This is a genomic window from Janthinobacterium sp. BJB301, assembly GCF_002735685.1.
Taxonomy (GTDB): domain Bacteria; phylum Pseudomonadota; class Gammaproteobacteria; order Burkholderiales; family Burkholderiaceae_D; genus Janthinobacterium; species Janthinobacterium lividum.
In genome coordinates, this window is record NZ_PDZJ01000001.1 from 2181417 (window position 1) to 2206322 (window position 24906).

Genomic DNA, 24906 nt, shown 5'->3' on the forward strand with positions numbered 1-24906 from the left:
CTCCTCGAAAAGTTACACGGACGCGGGATCAAGTTTTTCCACGTCGATGCCGTATTTGGCGATGGCTACGCCAATCTTGTTGCGCGGCAGCTGGCCCCCGTCAGCCAGCGCCGTCAGGGCGGCCAGCACGATGAAATGGCGGTCCACTTCAAAGAAGGTGCGCAAGGATTCGCGCGTATCGGAACGGCCGAAGCCATCCGTGCCCAGGGCAACGAAGCGCCGGTCGTGCACGAAGGGGCGCACCTGGTCGGCCACGATCTTCATGTAATCGGTGGCGATCACCAGCGGGCCTTGCCGGCCGGCCAGGCATTGCGCGATATATGGCACGCGGGGCGCGCTGTCCGGGTGCAGCATGTTCCAGCGCTGCACGGCCAGGCCGTCGCGCCGCACTTGCGTCAGGCTGGTGGCGCTCCACACGTCAGCCGCCACGCCAAAATCCTGCTGCAGCAGCACGCTGGCGGCCAGCACTTCGCGCAGGATGGAACCGCTGCCCATCAGCTGCACGCGCGGCGTGGTTGCCGTGGGTGCTGCCGGGCTTTCCTGCAGCAGATACAGCCCCTGCAGGATGCCCGCCTCGGCTCCTTCCGGCATGGCCGGGTGCGGATAGTTTTCGTTGAGCAAGGTGATGTAATAGAAAATATCCTCTTGCTCGGCAAACATGCGGCGCATGCCGTCGTGGATGATCACGGCCAGCTCGTAGGCATAGGTGGGATCGTACGAAATACAGTTGGGAATCACGGACGACAGCACGTGGCTGTGGCCATCGTCGTGCTGGAGTCCCTCCCCCATCAGTGTCGTGCGGCCCGACGTGGCGCCCAGCAAGAAGCCGCGCGTGCGGGCATCGGCGGCCGCCCAGGCCAGGTCGCCCACGCGCTGCAAGCCGAACATCGAATAGAAGATGTAGAACGGAATGGTGGCCAGGCCATGGTTGCTGTACGACGTGCCGGCGGCGATCCAGGAGGAAATGGCGCCCGATTCATTGATGCCTTCCTGCAATATCTGCCCATCCTTGGCTTCCTTGTAATAGCTGAGCTGGCCCGCATCCTGCGGCGTGTACAGCTGGCCCAGGTAGGAATGGATGCCGATCTGGCGGAACAGGCCTTCCATGCCGAAGGTGCGCGATTCGTCGGGCACGATGGGCACGATGATCTTGCCCAGGGCAGGGTCTTTCAGCAGGGTGCCGAGGATGCGCACGAAGGCCATGGTGGTGGACGCGCCCCGCTCGCCGCTATCCTTGAGCTGGGTGGCGAACGCGGACAGCGGCGGTATGGGCAGGGGCGCCACCTTGCTGATGCGGGCCGGGATGTAGCCGCCCAGCTGTGCCCGGCGCGCGGCAAAGTAGCGCGCTTCCTCGCTGTCCGGTGCCGGTTTCAGATAGGGCATGTCTTCCAGCTGCGCATCGCTGACGGGCAAGGCGAAGCGGTCGCGGAACGCGCGCACGGCGTCGGCGCTCATCTTTTTCAGCTGATGGTTGATATTCTGTCCTTCGCCCGCCTCGCCCATGCCGAAGCCCTTGACGGTCTTGGCCAGGATCACGGTGGGCCGGCCGGTCGTGCGCATGGCTTCCGCATAGGCCGCGTGGACTTTTTCGGGATCGTGTCCGCCGCGCGTCAGCTGCCAGATTTCGTCATCCGTCATGTGCGCCACCAGCGCCAGCAGTTCCGAATACTTGCCAAAGAAATGCTCGCGCACATACGCACCGTTCTGCGATTTGAAGGTCTGGTAATCGCCGTCCACGCATTCCATCATGCGCTGACGTAACAAGCCGCTCGTGTCGCTCTGCAATAAAGCATCCCAGCCGCCGCCCCAGATGACCTTGATGACATGCCAGCCCGCCGCGCGGAAGGTGCCTTCCAGTTCCTGGATGACCTTGCTGTTGCCGCGCACGGGGCCATCCAGGCGCTGCAAGTTGCAGTTGACGACAAAGATCAGGTTATCCAGGCGCTCGCGGCCGCCCAGGGAGATGGCGGCCAGGGACTCTGGCTGGTCCATCTCGCCATCGCCGAGGAAAGCCCACACCTTGCGCCCCTGGTGCTCCTTCAAGCCGCGGTACTCGAGGTACCGCATGAAACGTGCCTGGTAGGCGGCCGTCAGCGGCCCCAGTCCCATCGATACCGTGGGGAATTGCCAGAAATCCGGCATCAAACGGGGATGCGGATACGACGACAAGCCCTCGCGGCCCGCTTCGCGGCGGTAATTGTCCAGCTGCGCTTCCGTGATGCGGCCTTCCAGATAGGCGCGGCCATAGATGCCGGGCGCGGAATGGCCCTGGATGTAGACCAGGTCACCGGCAAACTGGTCCGTATGGCCGCGGAAGAAATGGCTGAAGCCGACGTCGTACAGCACGGCCGCCGACTGGTAGGTGGCGATGTGGCCGCCCACGTTCGAGTGCCTGGCCGCGCGCAGCACCATCACCATGGCGTTCCAGCGGATGTAGGCATTCAGGCGGCGCTCGATGGCCAGGTCGCCCGGATAAGCGGGCTGGCGCGCCGTGGCGATGCTGTTGGTGTAGGCGGTGGTGACGCGGCCGGGCATGCCGCCGTGCTGCGCGGCGTCATGATCGACGAGTTGGTCGAGCAGGTAGTGGGCGCGCGGACGCCCTTCCACGGCGACGACGGCTTGCATCGCCTCCAGCCATTCTTTGGTTTCCTGCGGATCGATATCGGGTACAGCGAGGGATGGGGTCATGGCAGTCTCCTGGGGGTGGGCATACATCGTCATGATCGATTGCCATTGCAATCATTGCATTTGCAATCGTTATGCCGACCATTGTATCGCGCTATAATTGCATTTGCAACTGTGATCGATCTGGAGGAATACCGATGTCTGCAACTGAGCCTGCAAGCAAGTCCGCAACCGCGCCCGACCTGTGGTTTTCATTCGTGCGCACGCACCGTTTGATGATCCGCGAGATCGAACGCCGTCTGGCGGCGGCCAAGCTGCCCGTGTATGCGTGGTATGACGTGCTGTGGGGACTCGAAAGCGGCCCGGACGGTTCGCGCCGCATGCACGAGCTGGCCGATGCGCTGGCCATCGAACGCTACAACCTCACGCGCCTGGTGGACAAGCTGGAAACGGACCGGCTGGTGACGCGCACGCGCTCGATGGAAGACGGGCGCGCCGCCTTTGTCTCCATCACGGAAGACGGAAAGATCCTGCGCAAGCAAATGTGGGCCGTGTACCAGGCCACGGTGGCCGACCTGTTCCTGGCGCAATTTGACAGCGGCGAGCAGCAGGACTTCAGCGCCGCCCTCGCGCGCGCCGCCGAGGCGGCCCGCGGCGCAGGCCAGAGCAAGGTTCAGAGCAAGGCGTAGCGCCGCAGCGCGTAATCGACGAACTGCACCGGCAGCGCGCCATCGTCGGCCAGGGCTTTCAGCGCGGTGACGGCCAGCCATGGCGCACTCGTTTCCATCCGGGTATCGGCACCGACGGCGATAAAACGCCCGCGCACGCAGCCGCCGATCTGGCCCGCGATATGCTGCCCATAGCCGGTGACGGCGATGACGGGCGCGGCACTGTCATCGAGGCATCGCCGCACATGGGCCAACCTTGGCGTGGCGCGCGGGTGGAGCAGGTTCCACTGTTCCGCCGCCTGCGCATCGCGCGCCAGGCGCGTATAGCTGGGGCAACTCCACACTTGCGTGGCAATATCCCAGTCCTCCTTCAGCAGGCGGGCGGCATCGGCAACGACGGCCAGCATCTTCCCCGCCCCGCACAGGCGCACCCGGCCTGGTGCAGGGCCCGGCGGCGACACGCGGTACATGCCCAGGCTGGCCGCTGCCGCATCGGCGGCCGACAAGGGCGCCGCCACCGCATCGTCATCTTCATCATGTGTGGCCAGGTAGTAATAGCCAGGCTGCTGTTCCAGGTACAGCGTTGCCAGTGCCGAGCGCAGGATGGCGCGCACTTCCTCGCCCGTCGCCGGGTCGAACGGCATGCAATTGTGCTGCGCGGCCAGCCAGGCGGGCAGCGCGGGGGGCACGCCTTTCGGCCAGTGCGAGGCTTGCGTTTCCGCATCATTACAGACGATGCCACGCTCACCCGACTCGGCCAGCACCGCGCGCAAGGCCGGCAGCGAGGCGGGGCTGCACAGGTAGAGCAACGGCTTTTCCGCCTGCGTCGCGCCATGCCGGTAGCGCACAGCCCAGGCACCCGCGGACGCTCCCACTTCCCATGCGTCGCCGTCCGAGAACGGCGGCGCGTGCGTGCCCACCTTGCGCATCCGCGCCACCACGGCGCCGCCCTGCTTCAGGCTGCCCGCCATGGCGCCCAGCGCGCGGCGCGGCGAAGCATGTACCAGTGGCAATCCCGACGCTGGCGCCAGCGCGGCCATGCAGGCATGGGCGGCACCGCCCGTTTCGCCGCCTGGCAGTGGAGAATGGGGAAATAAATGGGGTGACTGCATGGCGGCTCCTATTTCCGTATCACTTGCGCAAGGCAGACATTGCCTATACGATTGCAAATGCAATTATTGTAGTTGCAATCCTTTGCGCGAGCAAGGGACACGAGAGCCAACCGGAGTTCCTGCCTTCAAGGTGAAAAATGACGCTGAACAATTCTGAAACCGTGCGCATGGCCTACGCCGTGAAACTGACGAATGCGCAAGTCGAAGCGGCCAAGCGCCTGTATGCCGCGCATTTCGGCGCCACGGACAACCCGCAGGCGATGGCCGCCATCATCGCGGCGCTGGCGCGCAACTACAGTTCCGCCGTGGCGGCGAATGTGCTGTAGCCCATCACGCATGACGCATGACGCGGGCAAAAAAAAGCCCGCTACGGGAGCGGGCTGAATCTAATTCCTGTGAGGAAGTAGAGGAGACAGATGCATGATGCCGCATCGCAGCATAGCTATCCAATTGTATGTTGTGATGATAGAAATATGTTTTATCAATATCACGTCCGGGCCGTTCCAAAAATGACGAGCTTTCGATGCGACCGTTGTTCGCGCGTCACCAGCACGCGGGCTTGCTCGACGCTTACGCAAGCGTGCGGCGCAAACCCCGCTGGCACTGTCTCCGCATCGCGCTCGATGCGTTGCGGATCATTGATCACGTCATAGTCTGCGCGCTTGAAAAGCAACTGCTCGATTCCGGCGTCCCCTTCGGGCATCGGTTTGACAACGATGAGCGACCAAAGGCCCTCATCGCCCAGGAATTGCTTGTGCTTCAGGAATGCGTTAACGCGATCCGCATGAGGCGCAGAGTCGCTGATCCCGCTCTCATAAACACCCATCGGGCATAGCATCGTGCCGGCTGGCCAGCCCATATCAGGCAACGCTGCGACCGTGACCGGTCGCAATTGGGCCAGGTGGCGCTCAAGCGGGTGCTTGTTCCCCGAACAGGCACCGAGCGCCATCAGCGCCAGCATGCCGGCGGCGCGAAGCAAAGGCATCATCAACTTGTCTCCTTGGGTATGGTCAGGCAACGGTATCTTAAGCGATGAAGCGGTGGAGGCCTGCACGATAATGCGCAAGGGCAAAAAAAAGCCCGCTACGGAAGCGGGCTGAATCTAATTCCTGTGAGGAAGTAGAGGAGACAGATGCATGATGCCGCATTGCAGCATCATTATCCAATTGCATGTTGTGATGACAGAAATACGATTGTTCTATATCTCAGCCATAGCGGCCTCCCCTGCCCCTGCGATCCTTATGCCACGTTATCGCCGCGCAAGGTTTTCGCTGCCGCCACCATGTTGGCCAGAGCGGGGATCACCTCTTTCCAGCCGCGCGTCTTCAGGCCGCAATCGGGGTTGACCCACAGGCGCTGGGCGGGAATGCGCTCGGCCGCCTTGCGCATCAGTTTGACCATCTGTTCCTGGCCAGGAATATTCGGCGAGTGGATGTCGTAGACGCCAGGGCCGATTGCGTTCGGATAGTTAAAGTCATCGAAGGCATCCAGCAATTCCATGTCGGAGCGCGACGTTTCAATGGTGATGACGTCCGCATCCATGTCGGCGATCTGCGCGATGATGTCGTTGAATTCCGAATAGCACATGTGCGTGTGGATCTGCGTCTCGTCGGCCACGCCATTGGCCGTGATACGGAACGATTCCACGGCCCAGCGCAGGTACTCGGCCCACTGGGCTTTACGCAGTGGCAAACCTTCGCGCAAGGCCGCTTCGTCGATCTGGATCACGCGGATGCCGGCCTGTTCCAGGTCCTGCACCTCGGCGCGCATGGCCAGCGCCAGCTGGTGGCACGACACGGAACGGGGCTGGTCGTCGCGCACGAAAGACCCGTTCAGGATGGTGACGGGGCCCGTCAGCATGCCCTTCATCGGCTTGTCCGTCAGCGACTGGGCGTAGGTGCTCCACTCGACCGTCATGGCGCGCGGGCGGCTGATGTCGCCGAACAGGATGGGCGGCTTGACGCAGCGCGAACCGTACGATTGCACCCAGCCGAACTGGCTGAAGGCGTAGCCGTCGAGCTGTTCGCCGAAATATTCCACCATGTCGTTGCGTTCCGCTTCGCCGTGCACGAAGACATCCAGGCCCAGGGTTTCCTGTTCCTTGACGCAATGCGCGATTTCCGCCTGCATCAGTTTTTTATAGCCAACTGCATCCAGCTGGCCGCTGCGAAACTGGCTGCGGGCCTGGCGGATTTCCGCCGTCTGCGGAAACGAGCCGATGGTCGTCGTCGGGTATAGCGGCAGTTGCAGCAGCGCAGCCTGCTTGGCGGCGCGCACGGCATAGTTGCCGGCGCGCTGGCCCAGGCTTGCGCCGATGCGGGCCACGGCCGCCTTCACTGCCGGATTGTGCACGCGCGGCGACTGACGGCGCGCTTGCACAGCGGCCTGATTGACGTCCAGCGCCGCTTGCACGGAGGCGCGTCCATTATTCAGCGCACCGGCCAGGGTGCGCACTTCATCGAGCTTTTGACGGGCAAAAGCCAGCCACGACCGGATATCCGTATCCAGCTGTTGCTCGCTGTCCAGGTCGACGGGCACGTGCAGCAGGGAGCACGACGGGGCGATCCACAGGCGCGACTGCAGGCTGGCGTGCACGGGTTCCAGCCACGCCAGCACTTCCGTCAAATCCGTCTTCCAGATATTGCGGCCATTCACCACGCCCAGCGACAGCACGCTGGCGGCAGGCAATTGCGCGATCACTTGCGCCACTTCCTCGCGGGCGTTGACGGCATCCAGGTGCAAGCCTTGCACGGGCAGCTTGCACGCCAGTGCCAAGTTATCTTGCAGCTTGCCGAAATACGTGGCCAGCAGCAGTTTGACGTTGTTGACCTTGCTCAAGGCATCGTAGGCCGTGACCAGCGCCTGTTGCCAGGCGCTGCCCAGTTCCGTGACGAGTACCGGTTCGTCGATCTGCACCCACTCCACGCCCTGGGCGGCCAGTTCCTGCAACAGTTGCACATAGACGGGCAGCAAGCCTTGCAGCAGCGCCAGCTTGTCGGAGTCGTCCTTGGCCTTGCCCAGCCACAAATAGGTGACAGGGCCAATCAGCACAGGCTTGGCCTTTACATTCAGCTGGCGCGCTTGCGCCAGTTGCTGCAACAGGCGGCTGCTGTCGAGCTTGAACTGCGTATCGGCCGCAAATTCCGGCACGATGTAGTGATAATTGGTGTCGAACCATTTCGTCATTTCACCGGCGTGAATACAGCTGCAATCGCTGTCGCTGGCCGAGCGGCCACGGGCCACGCGGAAATAGTTGTCGAGCGCTGCGCCAGTCAAGTGGCGCACGCGCTGCGGCAAATTACCCAAGGTAAAGCTCAGGTCCAGCACCTGGTCATAGAAGGAAAAGTCGCCCACGGGCGCCAGGTCCAGCCCGTTCTGGTCTTGCCAGTGGCGCTGGCGCAGTTCGGCCCCATGGCCTTCCAGCGCGTCCAGGCTGCTTTGGCCCTTCCAGTAATCTTCCAGTGCGAACTTCAGTTCGCGTTTGGCGCCGATGCGCGGGTAGCCCAGATTATGTGTTGTGACGGTCATGGCGGTAGTGCCTCCTGGTGAAGTATGGAGACATCATAGAGGCTTTCATCCATGAAAAATAATGGTAAAACTTCATGCATCCATTATTAATATTCATGTGAGACCAGGCTCGAACGCGGCGGGGCACAGGCAAAAAAAAGCCCGCTGCGGGAGCGGGCTGAATCTAATTCCTGTGAGGAAGTAGAGGAGACAAGTGCATGATGCCGCATCGCAGCATAGCTATCCAATTGCATGTTGTGATGATGGAAATATGATTCATCAATATCTGCCGTCACCCGTGGCCGTCAGGCGCTGGCCCGCGCGATCAGCTGGTAGGCCAGCGGCGCCAAGGCTGGCGGCGCGGCGCCCTCGTCCACTTCGCCCAGGCGCTGCAGGATGGCCTGTGCAGCCAGGCGGCCGATGTCATAGCGCGGTACGCGGATCGTCGTCAGCGCGGGCATGAGTTTTTCCGAGAACGGGAAGTCGCCAAAGCCCGCCACCGCGCATTGCTCGGGAATGCGGATGCCCAGGCGCGCCGCCTCGTAGATGGCGCCGGCAGCCATGTTGTCGTTGGCAAAAAACAGGGCGTCGGGACGTTCGGCGCGCGCCATTTGCTCGCTGAATACTTGCCCGCCCGCGTCGAGCGGCGCCGTCACCACAGCTTGCACGATTTCAGGACGCAAACCCAGCTGCCACATGGTTTCCTCATACCCCTGGGCCCGCTTGCGCGCGCGGAAATCGCTGCCGATGCCGCTGTCCACATACACGATGCGCCGGTAGCCTTGCGCGTGCAGGTACAAGGTCATGTCGCGCCCCGTGGCGATATGCGAAAAGCCGATTTGCGGATACGGCCGCTCGGGGCGGATATCCCACGTTTCGATGACGGGAATCTGCAAGCCCGCCAGCAAGGTTTCCGTGGCGGCGCTGTGGTCGGCGCCCGTCAGCACCAGCGCGCGCGGCGACCAGCCGAGAAAGGCGCGCACCACCTTCTCTTCCGTCTCGATCGAATAATCGTGGGTGGCCAGCAGCAACTGGTAATTGTGCTGCGACAAGGTAGTCGACAAGCCCTGGATGGTTTCCGCAAAGATGGAATTCGACACGCTGGGCACGATGGCGCCCACGATGCGGCCCTGGGTCGACGCGAGGCCGCCGGCCGCCTCGTTGCGGATATAGCCGAGCTGGTCGATGGCGCTCTTGATGCGCTCGCGCGTTTCCTGCGACACGCGGTCCGGCTCCTTGAAATAGCGCGACACGGAAATGGCCGAGGTCTGTGCCAATTTGGCCACATCGAACACGGTGCTGCGGCCGAGGCCGCGCCGCTTGCGTACTGGGTCGTTCATGGGTACTGCCTTCTCAAAAATCGGTGATCACCATGCATCATGCCATGGCGGGCTGCACAGGGGATGCCAGAGTGGCGCCGCAGCGCCGCGGCGTGCCGCAACGCGCGCCGGCCGGGCCGCAGAAATTCCACCCTGGAAATTGGCGCCAATGAAATCATGCCGATAGTGTAATGGCTGCGCGCATTCCCCCTGCATTAAATCTGTTGACAGCCCCCGGCGATTCAAATTATATTTCGCTGTACTTGCAATGTTAGCGCTAACAAAGACTGACAGCAAGACCCGAGACAGCCGCACTGGAACGCCATACGCAGCGCGCCAGGCAACCAAAAAGGACACACATTGAGCTCCGCTACCTCCCGCCGCACGCTGGAATCCCTGCGCAGCCAGCGCTGGCTGGCCCCAGACGACATGCGCTCGTTCGCCCACCGCCAGCGCTTGCAGCAGATGGGCTTGCGCCGCGAGGAATTCCTCGACCGCCCAGTCATCGCCATCATCAATACCTGGAGCGACCTGTCGCCGTGCCACTCGCACCTGCGCGAGCGGGCCGAAGCCGTCAAACGGGGCATCCTGCTGGCCGGCGGCTTCCCCGTCGAGCTGCCGGCCCTGTCGCTGGGCGAAGTGATGGTCAAGCCCACCACCATGATCTACCGCAACTTCCTCGCCATGGAAACGGAGGAGCTGCTGCGCTCGCTGCCCATCGACGGCGCCGTGCTGCTCGGCGGCTGCGACAAGACGACGCCAGGCATGCTGATGGGCGCCATCAGCATGGACATCCCCGCCATCTTCTGTCCTGCCGGCCCCATGCTCAACGACCGCTACCGCGGCCAGAGCGTGGGCGCGGGCACGCATACCAAGAAATTCTGGGACGACTACGTGGCCGGCGACATCGCCAAGCCCGAGTGGATCAAGCTGGAAGCGAAGATGACGCGCTCGCCCGGCACCTGCAACACCATGGGCACGGCGTCCACCATGACGTCCATCGTCGAAGCGATGGGCTTTACCTTGCCGGGCGCCACCAGCATCCCCGCCATGGATGCCAACCACGTGCGCATGGCCTCGCAATGCGGCGAGCGCATCGTCGGCATGGTGTGGGAAGACTTGAAGCCGTCGCGCTTCTTTACCCGCGCCGCGCTGTCGAACGGCGTGGCCGCCTACATGGCGCTCGGCGGCTCGACCAACGCGGCCATCCACCTGGTGGCCATCGCCGGGCGCGCCGGCCTGGCCCTGTCGCTCGATGAAATGGATGCGATGGCGCAAAAAGTACCGGTCATCGCCAACCTGTTCCCTTCCGGCGACAAGCTGATGGAAGATTTCTTCTATGCGGGCGGCATGCCGGCCCTGCTCAAGGAAATCATGCCGCAGCTGGACTTGACGGCCTTGACGGTGACGGGCCGCAGCCTGGGCGAGAACATCGCCGATGCCGTCTGCCTGGACGACAGCGTCATCCGCAAGGTGTCGCAGCCGGTGGCCGATGGCGCGGCGCTGGCCGTGCTGCGCGGCAACCTGTGTCCTGGCGGCGCCGTCATCAAGCCATCGGCCGCCAATCCGAAGTTCGCCAAACACCGGGGACGCGCCCTCGTGTTCGACTCGAACGCGGAGATGCTGGCGCAGATCCACGCGCCCGACCTCGATATCGATGAAAACACGGTCTTGATCCTGCGCAATGGCGGCCCCATCGGCGCGCCAGGCATGCCGGAATGGGGCAATCTGCCGGTGCCGAAAAAGCTGCTGCAGCAGGGCATCCGCGACATGGTGCGCATCTCCGACGCGCGCATGAGCGGCACCCACTACGGCACTTGCGTGCTGCACGTGACGCCCGAAGCGGCCGTCGGCGGTCCGCTGGCGTTGGTACGCAACGGCGACATGATAGTGCTCGACATCGCCGCGCGCACCCTGAACATGGAGGTGACGGACGAGGAACTGGCGCGCCGCCGCGCCGAGTGGCAGGCGCCGGCGCAAAAATATGCGCGCGGCTACACCAAGCTGTACATGGAACACGTGACGCAGGCGGACCAGGGCTGCGACCTGGACTTCTTGCTGGGCAACGCCGCCACGCCGGAGCCGCCGATTTTCTGACGCCGCCGCCTTCCCTACCTATATTAGAGAGCACAACTATGGATATCCTGGACAACCGTTTCCGCGCCTTGCTGGCGGACAAAGCAGTACCGCTGGGCAGCTGGCTGATGGCCGGCACGCCCGTGACGGCCGAAGCCATGGGCTGCGCCGGCTTCGACTGGCTGGTGCTGGACATGGAACACGTGCCCATCGACTACCAGGACGCCTACCAGATCCTGCAGGCAATCGGCGGCACGCCGGCCTGCCCCGTCGTGCGCCTGGCCTGGAACGACCTGGTGCAGATCAAGCGCGCGCTCGACATCGGCGCGCAAACGCTGATGTTCCCGTTCGTGGAAAACGTGGCCGAAGCGCGCAGCGCCGTGGCCGCCACCCGCTATCCGCAACCGGGCCAGGCCATTCCCGGCACACGCGGTTTTGCCGCCATGCACCGCGCCAGCCGCTATGGCACCGTGCCCGACTACGCCACGCGCGCCAACGGCGCCGTCTTCTCGATTATCCAGCTGGAAACCCCGGCCGCCCTGGCGCAGCTGGAAGAAATCGCCGCCGTCGATGGGGTCGACGCCCTGTTCGTGGGACCGGGCGACCTGTCGGCCGCCATGGGCCATATCGGCAATATCGGCCACCCCGACGTGCAGACGGCCATTGCCGACGCGGCGCGCCGCGCGCGCGCCATCGGCAAACCCATCGGCATTGTCGGCCCCTCGCCGGAAATGGTGCACACTTTCATCAGTTACGGCTATGACTACGTGGCCATCGCTTCGGACATGGGCATGATGATGCGCCAGGCCAATGCCTTTATCACGGCCCTGAAACCGTCGCTGGCGAAAGCCCTCGACACGGGAGCCTACTAATTATTCTGTTGCAACGCACTGTTGCAACGCACGTAGCGCGCTCAGACGCGTCATTCGCATCTTTTGGAGACAAGCATGTCAGGTGTAAAACTGGAAAAGGTCGTCAAGAAGTACGACAACGGCGTCGAAGTCATTCATGGCATCGACCTGGAAATCAAGCAAGGCGAGTTCGTCGTCTTCGTGGGCCCTTCGGGTTGCGGAAAATCAACACTGATGCGCATGGTCGCGGGCCTGGAATCGATCACGGGCGGCACCATCTCCATCGAAGGACAGGTCGTCAACGACTTGCCGCCGCGCGAACGCGACATCGCCATGGTGTTCCAGGACTATGCGCTGTATCCGCACAAGTCCGTGTTCGACAACCTGGGCTTTGGCTTGAAACTGCGCAAGTTCCCCAAGGCGGAAATCGAACAGCGCGTGCGCGCCGCCGCCACCATCCTGAAAATCGACCACTTGCTCGACCGCAAGCCGCGCGCCCTGTCCGGCGGCCAGCGCCAGCGCGTGGCCATGGGCCGCGCCATCGTGCGCCAGGCCAAGCTGTTCCTGTTCGATGAGCCGCTGTCGAACCTGGACGCCCTGCTGCGCTCGGAAATGCGCACGGAAATCAAGAAGCTGCACCAGCGCATCGGCGCCACCACCATTTACGTCACGCATGACCAGGTCGAGGCGATGACCCTGGCCGAGCGCATCGTCGTACTGTCTGGCGGCAACATCATGCAGGTCGGCACGCCGGACCAGATCTACAACGAGCCCGTGTCGAAATTCGTCGCCGGTTTCACGGGTTCGCCGCCGATGAACTTCCTCGGCGCCAAGGTGGCGCGCAACGGCGCCGGCCAGGCCGAGATCGTGCTGGGCGCGGCGCGCCTGGCCCTGCCGCCGGAGCGCCAGGCCGCGTGCGGCAAGCTCGACGGCCGCGCGGTGGAATTCGGCATCCGCCCGGAAGACATCACGCTGGAAGCGGCCAGTCCCGCCAGCGCCGCCCTGGCCGCGACGGTGGTGGTGGTCGAGCCGCTGGGTGCGGAAACCCTGGTCATCTTCCAGTGCGAAGGCGGCGAATTGACGGCGCGCCTGCCGCCCACGTTTGCCCTGGCGCCGGGACAGCAAGTGACGGTACAGCTGGACATGGAGAAATTCCATCTGTTCGATCCGCAAGGGGGCGCGGTACTGCCCTCCAGATAAGCCGCGAACGACCGGCATACCCATTCCAAAAACAGGAGACAACATCATGCGTATCAAATCCCTCGTCCTGGCGCTCGGCGCCACTTTCGTCCTTGCCACCGGCGCGCACGCGCAAACCGTCAAGGTGTTCGTCGGCGGCCAGGAGCGCCCCGAAGTCATGCGCGAACTGTTCGCCAAGTTCATGGCCGCCAATCCCGGCGTCAAGATCGACCTGGAAACGGGCGGCGCCACGTCCGAACTGCAGCAGAAATACCTGAACACGGTGCTGTCGGCCGGCGACACCACCCTGGACGTGTTCCTGATCGACATCATCCGCCCGGCCCAGTACGCGTCGGCCGGCTGGATCGAAAGCCTGGACAAATACCTGGGCGCCGACCGCGACAAGATCATGGGCCAGTACTTGCCCGCCTACAAGCAAGCCAATATGGTCGACAACAAGGTCGTGGCCCTGCCCGCCTTTGCCGACGCCATGTTCCTCTACTACCGCAAGGACTTGCTGGCCAAGTACAAGCTGGCGGCGCCGAAAACCTGGGATGAGCTGGCCAGCGTGGCGCGCACCATCCAGGCCGGCGAAAAGAATCCGGAACTGCAAGGCATCAGCTTCCAGGGCAAGGCCATCGAAGGCGCCGTCTGCACCTTCCTGTTGCCGTACTGGAGCCAGGGCGGCGAACTGGTCACCAATGGCAAGCTGACCCTGGACAAGCCCAAGGCGGAAGCGGGCCTGGCCATGTGGCGCAAGCTGGTCGACCAGGGCGTGGCGAAAAAGAATATCGCCGAAGTGGCCACCGACGATACGCGCAAGGAATTCCAGGCCGGCAACGTGTTGTTTGCCGTCAACTGGGGCTATGCCTGGAACCACTTCCAGGATGGCGCCGACAGCAGCGTAAAGGACAAGGTAGGCGTCGTCAGCCTGCCGGCCATGGCGGGCGGCAAACCTGCCTCGTGCATCGGCGGCTGGCAGTGGGCCGTGTCTTCATTCTCGAAAAACAAGGAAGCATCGGCCAAGCTGGTGCGTTGGCTGTCGAGCCCGGAAGTGTCGAAGCAGCTGGCCATCAAGGCATCCAACCTGCCCGTCTACCCGTCCGTCTACCAGGACAAGGAAGTGCTGGCCGTCAATGGCTGGTTCGCCGATGCCTTGCCGGTGGTGCAAAGCGCCCGTTCGCGTCCCGTCACGCCGCGCTACAGCGAAGTGTCCGAAGCCGTGCGCGTCAACACGAATGCCGTGATGGCGGGCGTGAAAACGCCGGCGGCGGGCGTGGCCGAGATCGAAAACCGGGTCAAGCGCATCCTGCGCTAAGGAGACCGAACCCGTGCCGCCACGACGGCGGCGCGGGCGGCACACGCATACGCACACCGCAACAGACGAGGAAATCATGAGGCAACGCACCCTGAAAAGCCGCATCACGGACCCCAGCGAAACAACGCTGGCCTGGGTCCTGCTGACGCCGGCGATTCTCTTTTTAATGCTGATCGTGGCCTACCCGGTCAGCAAACTGATCTACAACAGCTTTTTCGACATCCGCCTGTCCGGCGGCAGCCTGCCCAGTTTCGTGGGCCTGGACAACTACAAGATGGCGCTGGAAGACAGCCTGTTCTGGAAGTCCTTGAAAAACACCGTCATCATCACCGTCGTCACCGTGCCGGGCGCGCTGGTGGCTGGCCTGGGCCTGGCCATGCTGGCCAACATGCCGTTCAAATACCGCTGGCCCGTGCGCCTGGCGCTGCTGCTTCCGTGGGCCTTGCCGCTGGCCTTCGTCGGCCTGATCTTCGCCTGGTTCTTCCACAGCGAATACGGCCTGGTGAACGACATCATCCGCCGCATCGACCTCTTGATCCCCGGCCTGGGCTGGGAACCGCAGATCTGGTTCAACTCGCCCGCGCTGACCATGGCCGCCATCTGCATCACGACCATCTGGAAAACATCGTCGTTCATGGCGCTCATTTTACTGGCCGGCCTGCAGACCATCCCCGCCTCGCTGTATGAAGCGGCCGAAGTGGACGGTGCCAGCAAATGGAAGCAATTCACGGAAGTGACCTTGCCCCTGCTGGTGCCATCGATGCTGGTGGCGCTGATCTTCCGCACCCTGACGGCCATCCAGTCCTTCGATATTCCGTACAACATGCCTGGCCCTGGCGACGAAACCAAGACCCTGGCCATGTACATCCAGTCCAATACCGTCGACTACCTTGACGTGGGCTACGGCTCGACCCTGGCGGTCTTCATGTTCCTGCTGTCGATGGCCACCACGTTTGTGTATCTGAAATATGTAAGAGGAGACAAAGAATGAGCGGCCTGTTTTCATCGAAGCGCCTGCGCTGGTTCGCCGCCGCGATCGTCATCCTCAACGGCGTCTTCCCCGCCCTGTGGATCCTGTTTACCTCACTGAAAACCGAGAGCGAACTGACGCAAAAGCCGATCACCTACTGGCCGCACGAACCGACCATCGGCAATTTCATCTCCGCCTTCCAGGACCAGCCGCTGCTGACGTTCCTGACCAACAGCCTGATCGTGGCCGGCCTGTCGACCCTGCTCAGCCTGTTCATCAGCGCGCTGGCCGCGTATGCGATTGCCCGCTTGCGCCTGCGCTTCCGCGGCCTGATCCTCACCGCCATCATCGGCGTGTCGATGTTCCCGCTGGTGACCCTGATGGTGCCATTGTTCGAGATCATGCGCAGCCTGGGCTTGCTGAACTCCTACTGGGCGCTGGTGCTGCCGTACACGGTGCTGAACCTGCCCATCTGCACCCTGATGATGGTGAGCTTTTTCCAGGATATCCCGCGCGACATCGAGAACGCGGCCATGCTCGACGGCTGCACCCGGTTGAGCGCCCTGTGGCGCATCGTGCTGCCGCTGGCCGCGCCTGGCGTGGCGACGGCAGCCATCCTCGCGTTTGTGAATTCCTGGGACGAGTTTCTGCTGGCGCTGTCGATGAATTCGGCCGTGGCCTACCGCACCCTGCCCGTCGGCATCCAGCTGTACCAGGGCGAGTTCGCCTTCCCGTGGCCGATCATTTCGGCGGCACTGGTGGTGGCCATCGTACCCATCGTCGTGCTGATCGTGATCTTCCAGGAAAAGGTCGTCAGCGGCCTGACCTCGGGCGGCTTGAAGGGCTGAGAATGGACCACCAGCCTCCCTTCACCCTGGCGCACGGCGACTGCCGCGCCGACGTCCACCCGGCCACGGGTGGCGCGCTGGCGGCTTTCCGCTGGCGCGGGCGCGACATCCTGCGCGCCGCGCCAGCCGCTGCCGACGTGCGGCAGATGGCCTGCTACCCTTTGGTGCCGTATTCGAACCGCATCGGCAACGCCGTGCTGCAGGCGCAGGAACAGGCGCATGCGCTGCGCGCCAACTTCCCGCCCGAGCCGCACAGCATCCACGGCTTCGGCTGGCAGCGCGCCTGGCACGTGGCGGCGCGTGCGGACGACAGCGCCGAACTGCTGCTGGTGCACGGCGGCGAGGCCGACTGGCCGTTCGCCTGCGAAGCGCGGCAAACCGTGCTGCTCGACGCTGCCGGCCTGCGCCTGACCTTATCCGTGCGCAATGACGATACGCGCGCCATGCCCGCCGGCCTGGGTTTTCACCCCTACTTTCCGCTGGCGCCAGGCCTGCGCCTGCAGGCGCAATGGGATGGCGTGTGGAGCATGGGCGATGACCACCTGCCGGCCGGCCTCGCGCCCGTGGCGCAAGCGTCGCCATTCGCCACGCCGCAGCCGGTGGCCGGCTGGCGCAGCGACCATTGCTACAGCGGCTGGACGGGCCGCGCCAGCCTCGATTACGGCGACTACAGCGTGCAGCTGTCGGCCAGCGAGAATTGCCGCCATCTCGTGTGCTTCGCGCCCAACGACGAGCGCAGCTTCATCGCCATCGAACCCGTCACGCACGCGAATAACGCGTTTGCGCTGGCCGCGCGCGGCGCGCGTGACACCGGCATGCGCTTGCTGGCGCCCGGCGAGAGTCTGCACATCGCCATGCGCCTGGCCATCGAGGAGAGCCAGCATGCGTGAATGGCAAGCTGAACTCGTGCTCGATGCGCGCGCCCAGCTGGGCGAATGCCCGCTGTGGAGCGTGGCCGAGCAGTGTTTGTACTGGATCGATATCGCCGGGCGCCGCCTGCACCGCTACGATCCGGCCACAAGCCTCGACCGCGTCTGGTGGGTGCCGTGCGAGCCGGGCTGCATCGCCCTGGCTGAAAAGGGCGGCCTGGTGGCGGCCCTGCGCGACGGTTTCTACCGCTTCTATCCGCAGGAAGGCTTGCTCGACAAGCTGGCCGACGCCCCCTACGACAGCCGCGACATGCGTTTCAACGATGGCCGCTGCGACAGCGCCGGGCGTTTCTGGGCCGGCGCCATGTACGAACCGCGCACGGCGGAACTGGCTGCCATGTTTTGCCTGGAAAGGGGCGCCACGCGCCTGGGCTGGGGGCCGCAACAGGATCTTGGCGTGAAAGTCAGCAATGGCCTCGCCTTCGCGGCCGATGGCCAGTCGCTGTTCCAGTCCGACACGCCGAACCACGTGATCTACCGTTTCGCCTTTGACGCGGCCAGCGGCCAGGTGGGCGAACGCAAGGTGTTTGCCCGCCTGCCCGTCAAGGGAGAGGACGCCGTCTACGGCGGCCGCCCCGATGGCGCGGCGCTCGATGCCGAAGGCTGCTACTGGAGCGCGCAATACGAAGGCGGCCGGGTGCTGCGCTTTTCGCCGCAGGGAGAGATCATCGGCATCGTGCGCGTGCCCGTCACGCGCCCCACCATGATCGCCTTTGGCGGCGCCGACCTGCGCACCCTGTACATCACCAGCGCGCGCGAAGGCGCAAGCGACGACGAACTGGCGCGCCAGCCGCAGGCCGGCGGCCTCTTTGCCGTGCGCCTGGACGTGGCCGGTCGCCCCGAACCCCTTTACCGGGATTGATATCCGGATCTTCACCCTGAGGACAGCATGAACGCCAACATCACTCTCTACCCCAGCCTGCAGGACCGCGTGGTCTTCGTTTCCGGCGGTGGCTCCGGCATCGGCGCCGCGCTGGTCGAACACTTCGCCCTGCAAGGCGCGCAAGTGGCTTTTTGCGACATCGACCGCGACGCCAGCGCCGCCCTGGCCGCGCGCCTGGCGCCCGTGTGCCGCCATGCGCCCTGTTTTGTCTACAGCGACATCCGCGACATCGCCGCCTACCAGGCCAGCCTGGCCGACGTCGAGGCGCGCTTTGGCGCCATCCGCGTGCTGCTCAACAACGCGGGCCGCGACGACCGTCATTCGCTGGCCGAACTGACGCCCGAATACTGGGACAACTGCCTGGCGCTGAACTTGAAACACCACGTGTTCGCCATCCAGCAGGTAGCGCCCGGCATGGCTGCCGCCGGCGGCGGTTCCATCATCAACCTGGGCTCGATCTCGTGGATGCGCGGGCGCCCCAACCTGGTCGGCTACACCACCTCCAAGGCGGGCATCGCGGGCCTGTCGCGCACCCTGGCGCGCGAACTGGGCGAGCAGAATATCCGCGTCAACGCCATCGCCCCGGGCGCCATCGCCACGGACCGCCAGGCCGCGCTGTGGCGCGATCCGGAAGAAGACCGCCGCTTCATCGAACTGCAATGCCTGAAATACCGGCTCGACGCGGGCCACGTGGCGCGCACGGCCCTGTTCCTGGCGGCCGACGACTCGGACGGCATCACGGGCCAGAACATCATCGTCGATGCCGGCCTCGCGCAAGTATCTGTAGCTGGCTAAGCCCCCATTCAAGGAGAACCCTCATGTTGAACCTGCAAGACGCAAGCCTGTTGAAACAGCAATGCCTGATCGACGGCGCCTGGTGCGACGCCGATGACGGCGCCACCATCGATGTCACCAACCCGGCTACCGGCGCCTTGATCGCCACCGTGCCGCGCATGGGCGCCGCAGAGACGCGACGCGCCATCGCCGCCTCGCACGCGGCCTTCCGGCTGTGGCGCAAGCAGACCGTCAAGGCGCGCGCCACGGTGCTGCGCGCCTGGCATGCGCTGATCCTGCAGCACGCGGACGACCTGGCGCTGATACTCACCAGCGAGCAAGGCAAGTCGCTGGCGGAAGCCAAGGGCGAGATCGTCTCGAACGCGGCCTACCTGGAATGGTTTGCCGAGGAAGGCAAGCGCGCATATGGCGACGTGATCGCGCCGCCGTCGAACGACAAGCGCATCGTCGTCATCAAGCAGCCGATCGGCGTGTGCGCGGCCATCACGCCGTGGAATTTCCCGAACGGCATGATCACGCGCAAGGCCGGCCCCGCCCTGGCCGCCGGCTGCAGCATGGTCCTGAAACCGGCGTCGCAAACGCCGCTGTCGGCCCTGGCCCTGGCCGAACTGGCGCTGCGCGCCGGCGTGCCGCCCGGCGTGTTCAATGTGGTGACGGGCGCGGCGCAGGCCATCGGCATGGAACTGTGCCACAACGACCTGGTGCGCAAGATCACGTTTACGGGATCGACGGAAGTGGGCGCCTGGCTGTCGCGCGAGGCGGCCGGCACGATCAAGAAGCTGTCGCTGGAACTGGGCGGCAATGCGCCCTTCATCGTTTTCGAGGATGCCGACATCGACGCGGCCGTCGAAGGCGTGCTGATGTCGAAATACCGCAACAGCGGCCAGACCTGCGTCTGCGCCAACCGCATCTACGTGCAGGACGGCATCTACGACGACTTCGCCGCCCGCCTGGTGGCCAAGGTGGCCGAGCTGAAACTGGGGGCCGGCACCGAAGCAGGCGTCACGCAAGGCCCGCTGATCGATGAAAACGCCGTGCGCAAGATCGAACAGCACATCGCCGACGCGCTGGCCAAGGGCGGCAAACTGGCCATCGGCGGCAAGCGCCACGCGCTGGGCGGCAGCTTCTTCGAGCCCAGCGTGGTGCTGGAAGCGAACAGCGACATGCTGGTCGCCACCGAGGAAACCTTCGCCCCGCTGGCGCCCCTGTTCCGCTTCGGCAGCGAAGAGGAAGTCGTCGCCATGGCCAACGCCACGCAGTTCGGCCTGGCCGGCTATTTCTACAGCCGCGACCTGGGCAGAGTCTGGCGCGTGGCGGAAGAACTGGAAGTTGGCATGGTCGGCATCAACACGGGCATGATCGCCAATGAAATGGCGCCGTTCGGCGGCGTCAAGCATTCGGGCATGGGCCGCGAAGGCTCGCATTACGGCATGGACGACTTCCTCGATATCAAATATTTGTGCATGGGAGGGATTTGATTATTTCAAGGTAGGCAAGGCAGGGATCAGCAACCATACTCATAAAAAACACAGGAGACAAGATCATGCAAACGACTTTACGCAAAACCACATTGGCTGCGGCCATCACCGGCGTGCTTCTCTCGGCACCATTTGTTAGCGCTAACGCGCGCGCCGACGAACTGAGCGACATGAAGGCCATGCTGGCCCAGTTGCAGGACCGGGTGGCGCAGATGGAAGCGAAAGCGGCCCAGCCCGCACCAGCAGCAGCGATGGCTGCCGCACCGGCAGCGGCGCCCGTGAAACCGGTCACCGGCTTCAACTGGAAACTGTACGGCCGTGGCGACATCGGCTATACAGTTTCGCGCGGCAAGGATGCCAGCGGGCGCCAGCTGACCAACCACCGCCTGAACCAGGGCGAGATGGCCAGCCGCCTGGGCCTCACGGGCGCCTGGGTCTTCAGTGATGAATACAAGGCCATCTTCGGCGTCGAGACGGGCTTGAACCTGTTCAACGGCAATGCGGGCGGCGGCACGCAAAACAACACCACTTCGTCCGTGCTGTTCAACCGCGGTTCCACCGTCGGCTTTGCCTCGACCACCTGGGGCTCGATCGAAGGCGGCACCATGTACATGGCGCCGTTCTGGGTCTCGCTGGGCGCCGACCTGGCCTCGGCGCACAATTACGGCGCCAACGACTTCAGCGCCCTGTTCTCGCTCACGCGTCCCGAATCCCTGGGCCGCTACCTGAAGGATCCCGTCACGGGCAACGCCAGCAAGACGACGAGTTTGGCCGGCAACAATTCGGGCACGGCCTTGTTCTACGGCAATGCGCTGCGCTACCGCAGCCCCACCTGGAACAACATCTCGGCGGAAGTGTCGTATTCAGCCGGCCAGCAGGCGTCTTCCGCCACCGACCTGGAAAACGATGGCCGCAGCTGGGCCGCCAACGTGCTGTACAAGAAGGGCGACCTGTTCCTCGGCTATGCGCACATGGATTACCAGCAGAGCAACGACATCAGCACGGGGGGCACGCCGAACTTCCTCAAGCGCAACCAGGTCACGGACATCGTTGGCGCGCGCTACAAGTGGCACGATTTTACCTTGGGCGGCTCCTACACCTCCTACCGCGTGTCGAACGCGGGCGGCTATGCGGCCGACGCCTTCGGCGTCTCGGGCGCCTACGACCTCGGCAAGCACCGCATCGAGGGCAGCCTGGCGCACATCAGCTATGACGGCGCCAACGCCAAAGGCGCGTTCGGCACGAACACGGGCGATGGCGTGGGCAAGCCCACGTCGACAGCCTACTCGCTGGGCTACCTGTACAACTTCCAGCCGACCCTGTCGTTCTACGCGTATGCCACGCGCATCGCCAACAACAGCCATGCCAAGCTGGGCGTATTGCAGTTCCGGGGGGACAATAACTACTTCGGCTACAGCCCCGTCGAGCTGACCGCCGGCATGTTCCTCGTCTTTTAATTTAGTGCTTATTTGTTGATGCACCGCCGGCCCGCCCCACGCCACCATGAGGGCGGCCGGTTTTCACAGGAGTTGATCGTCATGCAGTACACACTACACCAGGAAAATGACAGCGTCGCCCTGCGCTGCGCCGGCCGCTTGCTGCTGCGCCACGGCGCCGCTGCGCCATGCGTGTTCGTCGGCCAGGGCCGCGAAAGCATGGAAATGTACCGCGGTAACTTCGCCATCGAAGATTATGTCGAGGAGCGCAGCGCCCTGCGCGCGCTGGCCGTCACGCAGGATGGCGACGGCGCCACCCTGAGCTTTGCGCGCCATGCGGGAGATTCTCCGCAGCTGGTGCTGGCCGTGCAAGCGACGCCGCATGGCGTGCACCTGGTGGTGCGCTACGCGGCGCCGGGCTGGAACCGCCTGTGGCTGCGCCTGCCCGCGGAACAGGACGAGCATGTCTGGGGCTGCGGCGAGCAGATGTCGTACTTCGACCTGCGCGGCCGCCACTTCCCCTTGTGGACGTCCGAGCCGGGCGTGGGCCGCGACAAGTCGACGCACCTGACATGGCAGGCGGACGTCACATCCAAGTCGGGCGGCGACTACTATCACACGAATTATCCGCAGCCGAGCTTTATCTCCTCGCAGCGCTACTGCCTGCATGCGGAGACGACGGCGTATGCGGACTTCGATTTCCGCCAGCCGGATTTCCACGAACTGCAATTCTGGGCCATGCCCGAGCGCCTGGAATTCATGCTGGCCGAGACCTTCGTCGACCTGGTCGGCGTCGTCTCGCAGCGCTTCGGCCGCCAGCCACAGCTGCCCGCCTGGCTGCAAAATGGCGCCATGCTGGGCCTGAAAGGCGGCGAAGATCACGCGCGCGCCATCCTCGCGCAGGCGCAGGAGCACGGCTTGCCCGTCAGCGCCCTGTGGTGCGAAGACTGGGTGGGCTTGCGCCAGACCTCGTTCGGCAAGCGCCTGTTCTGGGACTGGCGCTGGCAGCCGCAGCGCTATCCGGACCTGAAAAACTGGATCGCCGACCTGGCCAGACAGGACATCCGCTTCCTCGGCTACGTCAATCCCTACCTGTGCAACGACGGCACCCTGTACCAGGAAGCGCTGCAGCAGGGCTTTCTGGCCACGGCCATGGATGGCGGCGCCTACCTGGTGGACTTCGGCGAATTCGATTGCGGCGTCGTCGACTTCACCAATCCGGCCGCCGCGCTGTGGTTCGAGGAACGCATCCTGCGCCAGGAAATGCTCGACTTCGGCCTGTCCGGCTGGATGGCCGATTTCGGCGAATACCTGCCGATCGACCTGCGCCTGCACAATGGCGTCGATGCGCGCCTGATGCACAACGCCTGGCCGACCCTGTGGGCCGAAGTCAATGCGCGCGCCATCGAAGCAGCCGGCAAGACGGGCGACGCCACCTTCTTCATGCGCGCCGGCTATACGGGCGTACAGGCGCACTGCCCGCTGCTGTGGGCGGGCGACCAGTCGGTCGACTTCAGCCGCCACGATGGCTTGCAGACGGTGATCTGCGGCGCGCTGTCGTCCGGCCTCCTGGGCAACGCCTACCACCACAGCGATATCGGCGGCTACACGAGCTTGTTCGGCAACCTGCGCACGGCGGAACTGTTCCAGCGTTGGACGGAGATGGCCGTATTCACGTCGATGATGCGCACGCACGAAGGCAACCGTCCCGACGAAAACTTCCAGTTCTACCAGGATGAACAGGTGTTCCGCCACTTCGCCCGCATGACGCAGCTGCACGTGGCGCTGGCGCCGACCATCCGCGCCCTGGCCGAGGATGCCGTGACGCGCGGCCTGCCGCTGCAACGTCCCCTGTTCCTGCACTATGAGCACGACCGCGCCACCTACGCCATCCAGGACCAGTATCTGTTCGGCCCCGACCTGCTGGTGGCGCCCGTGCATGCGGCGGGTGCTGCGCGCTGGAGCGCCTACCTGCCGCAGGGCGACGCCTGGATCCACCTATGGAGCGGCGCCGCCTTCGAAGGCGGCCAGCGCGTGGAAGTCGATGCGCCGTTGGGCCAGCCGCCCGTGTTCGTGCGGCGCGGCTGCGCGCAGCAGGATTTCTTCCTGTCGCTGGCGAAATGAGCCTGGCATGAGCGTGGCGTCGCATCTGCTGTTCCTGGCCTGCGTGGCGCTGGCCAGTTACGCGCAGAACTTGACGGGCTTTGCCTTCGGCCTGATCCTGCTGGGCCTGACGGCCGTGCTGCACCTGGCCAGCCTGGGCGATGTCGCCAACGTGGTCAGCGTGCTGGTGCTGGTGAATGCCGCCATCACGTTTGGCCGCACGCGCCCGCAGCTGGCCTGGCCCGTATTCGGCCCTGCACTGGCCGTCAGCCAGCTGGGCGTGGGTGCGGGCGTGGCCCTGCTGGGCTGGTTCAGCGCGCAGCAAGTGACCCTGCTGCGCTTCCTGCTCGGTTGCGCCATCGTCGTCTGCGCGTGCATGCTGGTGATGCGCGCCAGCGCGCGTGCGCGGCAATCCGGCCTGCCCGCCTTCCTGTTCTTCGGCGGCGTGTCCGGCGTGATGGGCGGCCTGTTCGCCAGCGCCGGCCCGCCCATGGTGTACCACCTGTACCGCCAGCCATGGCCGGCCGACATGATCCGCCATTCGCTGATCGTACTGTTCGCCGCGAATGCCGTGCTGCGCCTGGCCCTCGTGCTGGCGCATGGCCAGTTCAGCATGACGGCCCTGTGGCTGACCCTCGAAGCCTTGCCGCTGGTGACGGGGCTGACCTGGCTGGCGCGCCGCCACCCTTCGCGCCTGCCCATCGAGCACGTGCGCCGCGCCGTCTTCGTGCTGCTGCTGGTCGCCGGCCTGGCCCTGGTGCTGCCGCCCGTGCTGTCGCTGCTTGCCTGAGGCGGCGCCTTTTTTCCTT

At 64.5% G+C, this 24906-nt stretch carries 20 protein-coding genes; 15 read left to right on the forward strand and 5 right to left on the reverse strand.

The window, feature by feature from the left end:
• Positions 1–12: 12 nt before the first annotated feature.
• On the reverse strand, positions 13–2688 hold the full coding sequence (aceE, locus tag CSQ91_RS09585; RefSeq protein WP_099388641.1) for a pyruvate dehydrogenase (acetyl-transferring), homodimeric type: 2676 nt from the start codon (positions 2686–2688) through the stop codon (positions 13–15).
• A 134-nt stretch (positions 2689–2822) separates the two neighbouring features.
• Here aceE and CSQ91_RS09590 point away from each other — a divergent pair, with 134 nt between their 5' ends.
• Complete coding sequence (locus CSQ91_RS09590; protein WP_099388098.1) at positions 2823–3314, forward strand: MarR family winged helix-turn-helix transcriptional regulator; 492 nt, start codon at positions 2823–2825, stop codon at positions 3312–3314.
• Here the strand turns inward: CSQ91_RS09590 and CSQ91_RS09595 are convergent.
• On the reverse strand, positions 3299–4405 hold the full coding sequence (locus CSQ91_RS09595; protein WP_143450990.1) for a transketolase-like TK C-terminal-containing protein: 1107 nt from the start codon (positions 4403–4405) through the stop codon (positions 3299–3301). The genes CSQ91_RS09590 and CSQ91_RS09595 overlap by 16 nt on opposite strands.
• 137 nt (positions 4406–4542) lie before the next feature.
• On the opposite strand from CSQ91_RS09595, the gene CSQ91_RS09600 reads away from it, so the two are divergent.
• Positions 4543–4731: a hypothetical protein gene (locus CSQ91_RS09600; protein ID WP_034781057.1), complete on the forward strand. Its 189-nt coding sequence runs from the start codon at positions 4543–4545 to the stop codon at positions 4729–4731.
• 161 nt (positions 4732–4892) lie between these two features.
• On the opposite strand, the gene CSQ91_RS09605 is transcribed toward CSQ91_RS09600, so the two are convergent.
• From CSQ91_RS09605 to CSQ91_RS09615, 3 genes are all read right to left on the reverse strand, one after another.
• Positions 4893–5393, reverse strand: a complete 501-nt coding sequence (locus CSQ91_RS09605) for a hypothetical protein (protein WP_099388642.1) — start codon at positions 5391–5393, stop codon at positions 4893–4895.
• A 251-nt stretch (positions 5394–5644) separates the two neighbouring features.
• Entirely contained in the window at positions 5645–7933 is a 2289-nt protein-coding gene (metE, locus tag CSQ91_RS09610; protein WP_099388100.1) for a 5-methyltetrahydropteroyltriglutamate--homocysteine S-methyltransferase, read from the reverse strand.
• Positions 7934–8217: 284 nt separating this feature from the next.
• Positions 8218–9252, reverse strand: coding sequence for a LacI family DNA-binding transcriptional regulator (locus CSQ91_RS09615; RefSeq protein ID WP_099388101.1), 1035 nt, complete (start codon positions 9250–9252; stop codon positions 8218–8220).
• 408 nt (positions 9253–9660) lie between these two features.
• On the opposite strand from CSQ91_RS09615, the gene araD reads away from it, so the two are divergent.
• From araD to CSQ91_RS09680, 13 genes are all read left to right on the forward strand, one after another.
• Entirely contained in the window at positions 9661–11328 is a 1668-nt protein-coding gene (araD, locus tag CSQ91_RS09620; RefSeq protein ID WP_373630474.1) for an L-arabinonate dehydratase, read from the forward strand.
• Between the two features lie 38 nt (positions 11329–11366).
• Positions 11367–12179: an HpcH/HpaI aldolase family protein gene (locus CSQ91_RS09625; RefSeq protein ID WP_099388103.1), complete on the forward strand. Its 813-nt coding sequence runs from the start codon at positions 11367–11369 to the stop codon at positions 12177–12179.
• A gap of 75 nt (positions 12180–12254) precedes the next feature.
• Positions 12255–13358 carry an ABC transporter ATP-binding protein gene (locus tag CSQ91_RS09630; protein WP_099388104.1) on the forward strand — a complete coding sequence of 368 codons (1104 nt, stop codon included), beginning with the start codon at positions 12255–12257 and terminating at the stop codon, positions 13356–13358.
• A 46-nt stretch (positions 13359–13404) separates the two neighbouring features.
• Positions 13405–14655, forward strand: coding sequence for an ABC transporter substrate-binding protein (locus CSQ91_RS09635; RefSeq protein ID WP_034778560.1), 1251 nt, complete (start codon positions 13405–13407; stop codon positions 14653–14655).
• Between the two features lie 76 nt (positions 14656–14731).
• Positions 14732–15646 (forward strand): carbohydrate ABC transporter permease, encoded by a 915-nt coding sequence (locus tag CSQ91_RS09640; protein WP_099388105.1) that lies wholly within the window; start codon positions 14732–14734, stop codon positions 15644–15646.
• The gene (locus CSQ91_RS09645) at positions 15643–16473 is read left to right on the forward strand and encodes a carbohydrate ABC transporter permease (protein WP_034755232.1); all 831 of its coding nucleotides are present in this window, start codon (positions 15643–15645) and stop codon (positions 16471–16473) included. Before CSQ91_RS09640 ends, CSQ91_RS09645 begins: the two co-directional genes overlap by 4 nt.
• A gap of 2 nt (positions 16474–16475) precedes the next feature.
• Positions 16476–17363: an aldose 1-epimerase gene (locus CSQ91_RS09650; RefSeq protein ID WP_099388106.1), complete on the forward strand. Its 888-nt coding sequence runs from the start codon at positions 16476–16478 to the stop codon at positions 17361–17363.
• Positions 17356–18264 (forward strand): SMP-30/gluconolactonase/LRE family protein, encoded by a 909-nt coding sequence (locus tag CSQ91_RS09655; RefSeq protein WP_034778562.1) that lies wholly within the window; start codon positions 17356–17358, stop codon positions 18262–18264. The genes CSQ91_RS09650 and CSQ91_RS09655 overlap by 8 nt, the downstream gene beginning before the upstream one ends.
• 27 nt (positions 18265–18291) lie before the next feature.
• On the forward strand, positions 18292–19080 hold the full coding sequence (locus CSQ91_RS09660) for an SDR family NAD(P)-dependent oxidoreductase (RefSeq protein WP_099388107.1): 789 nt from the start codon (positions 18292–18294) through the stop codon (positions 19078–19080).
• A 23-nt stretch (positions 19081–19103) separates the two neighbouring features.
• Complete coding sequence (locus CSQ91_RS09665; protein ID WP_099388108.1) at positions 19104–20558, forward strand: NAD-dependent succinate-semialdehyde dehydrogenase; 1455 nt, start codon at positions 19104–19106, stop codon at positions 20556–20558.
• A 65-nt stretch (positions 20559–20623) separates the two neighbouring features.
• Positions 20624–22015 (forward strand): porin, encoded by a 1392-nt coding sequence (locus CSQ91_RS09670; protein ID WP_099388109.1) that lies wholly within the window; start codon positions 20624–20626, stop codon positions 22013–22015.
• An 81-nt stretch (positions 22016–22096) separates the two neighbouring features.
• Positions 22097–24118, forward strand: a complete 2022-nt coding sequence (locus CSQ91_RS09675; protein ID WP_099388643.1) for an alpha-glucosidase — start codon at positions 22097–22099, stop codon at positions 24116–24118.
• Between the two features lie 7 nt (positions 24119–24125).
• A complete protein-coding gene (locus CSQ91_RS09680) occupies positions 24126–24887 on the forward strand; it encodes a TSUP family transporter (RefSeq protein ID WP_099388110.1) in 762 nt (253 codons plus the stop codon).
• Positions 24888–24906 lie beyond the last annotated feature (19 nt).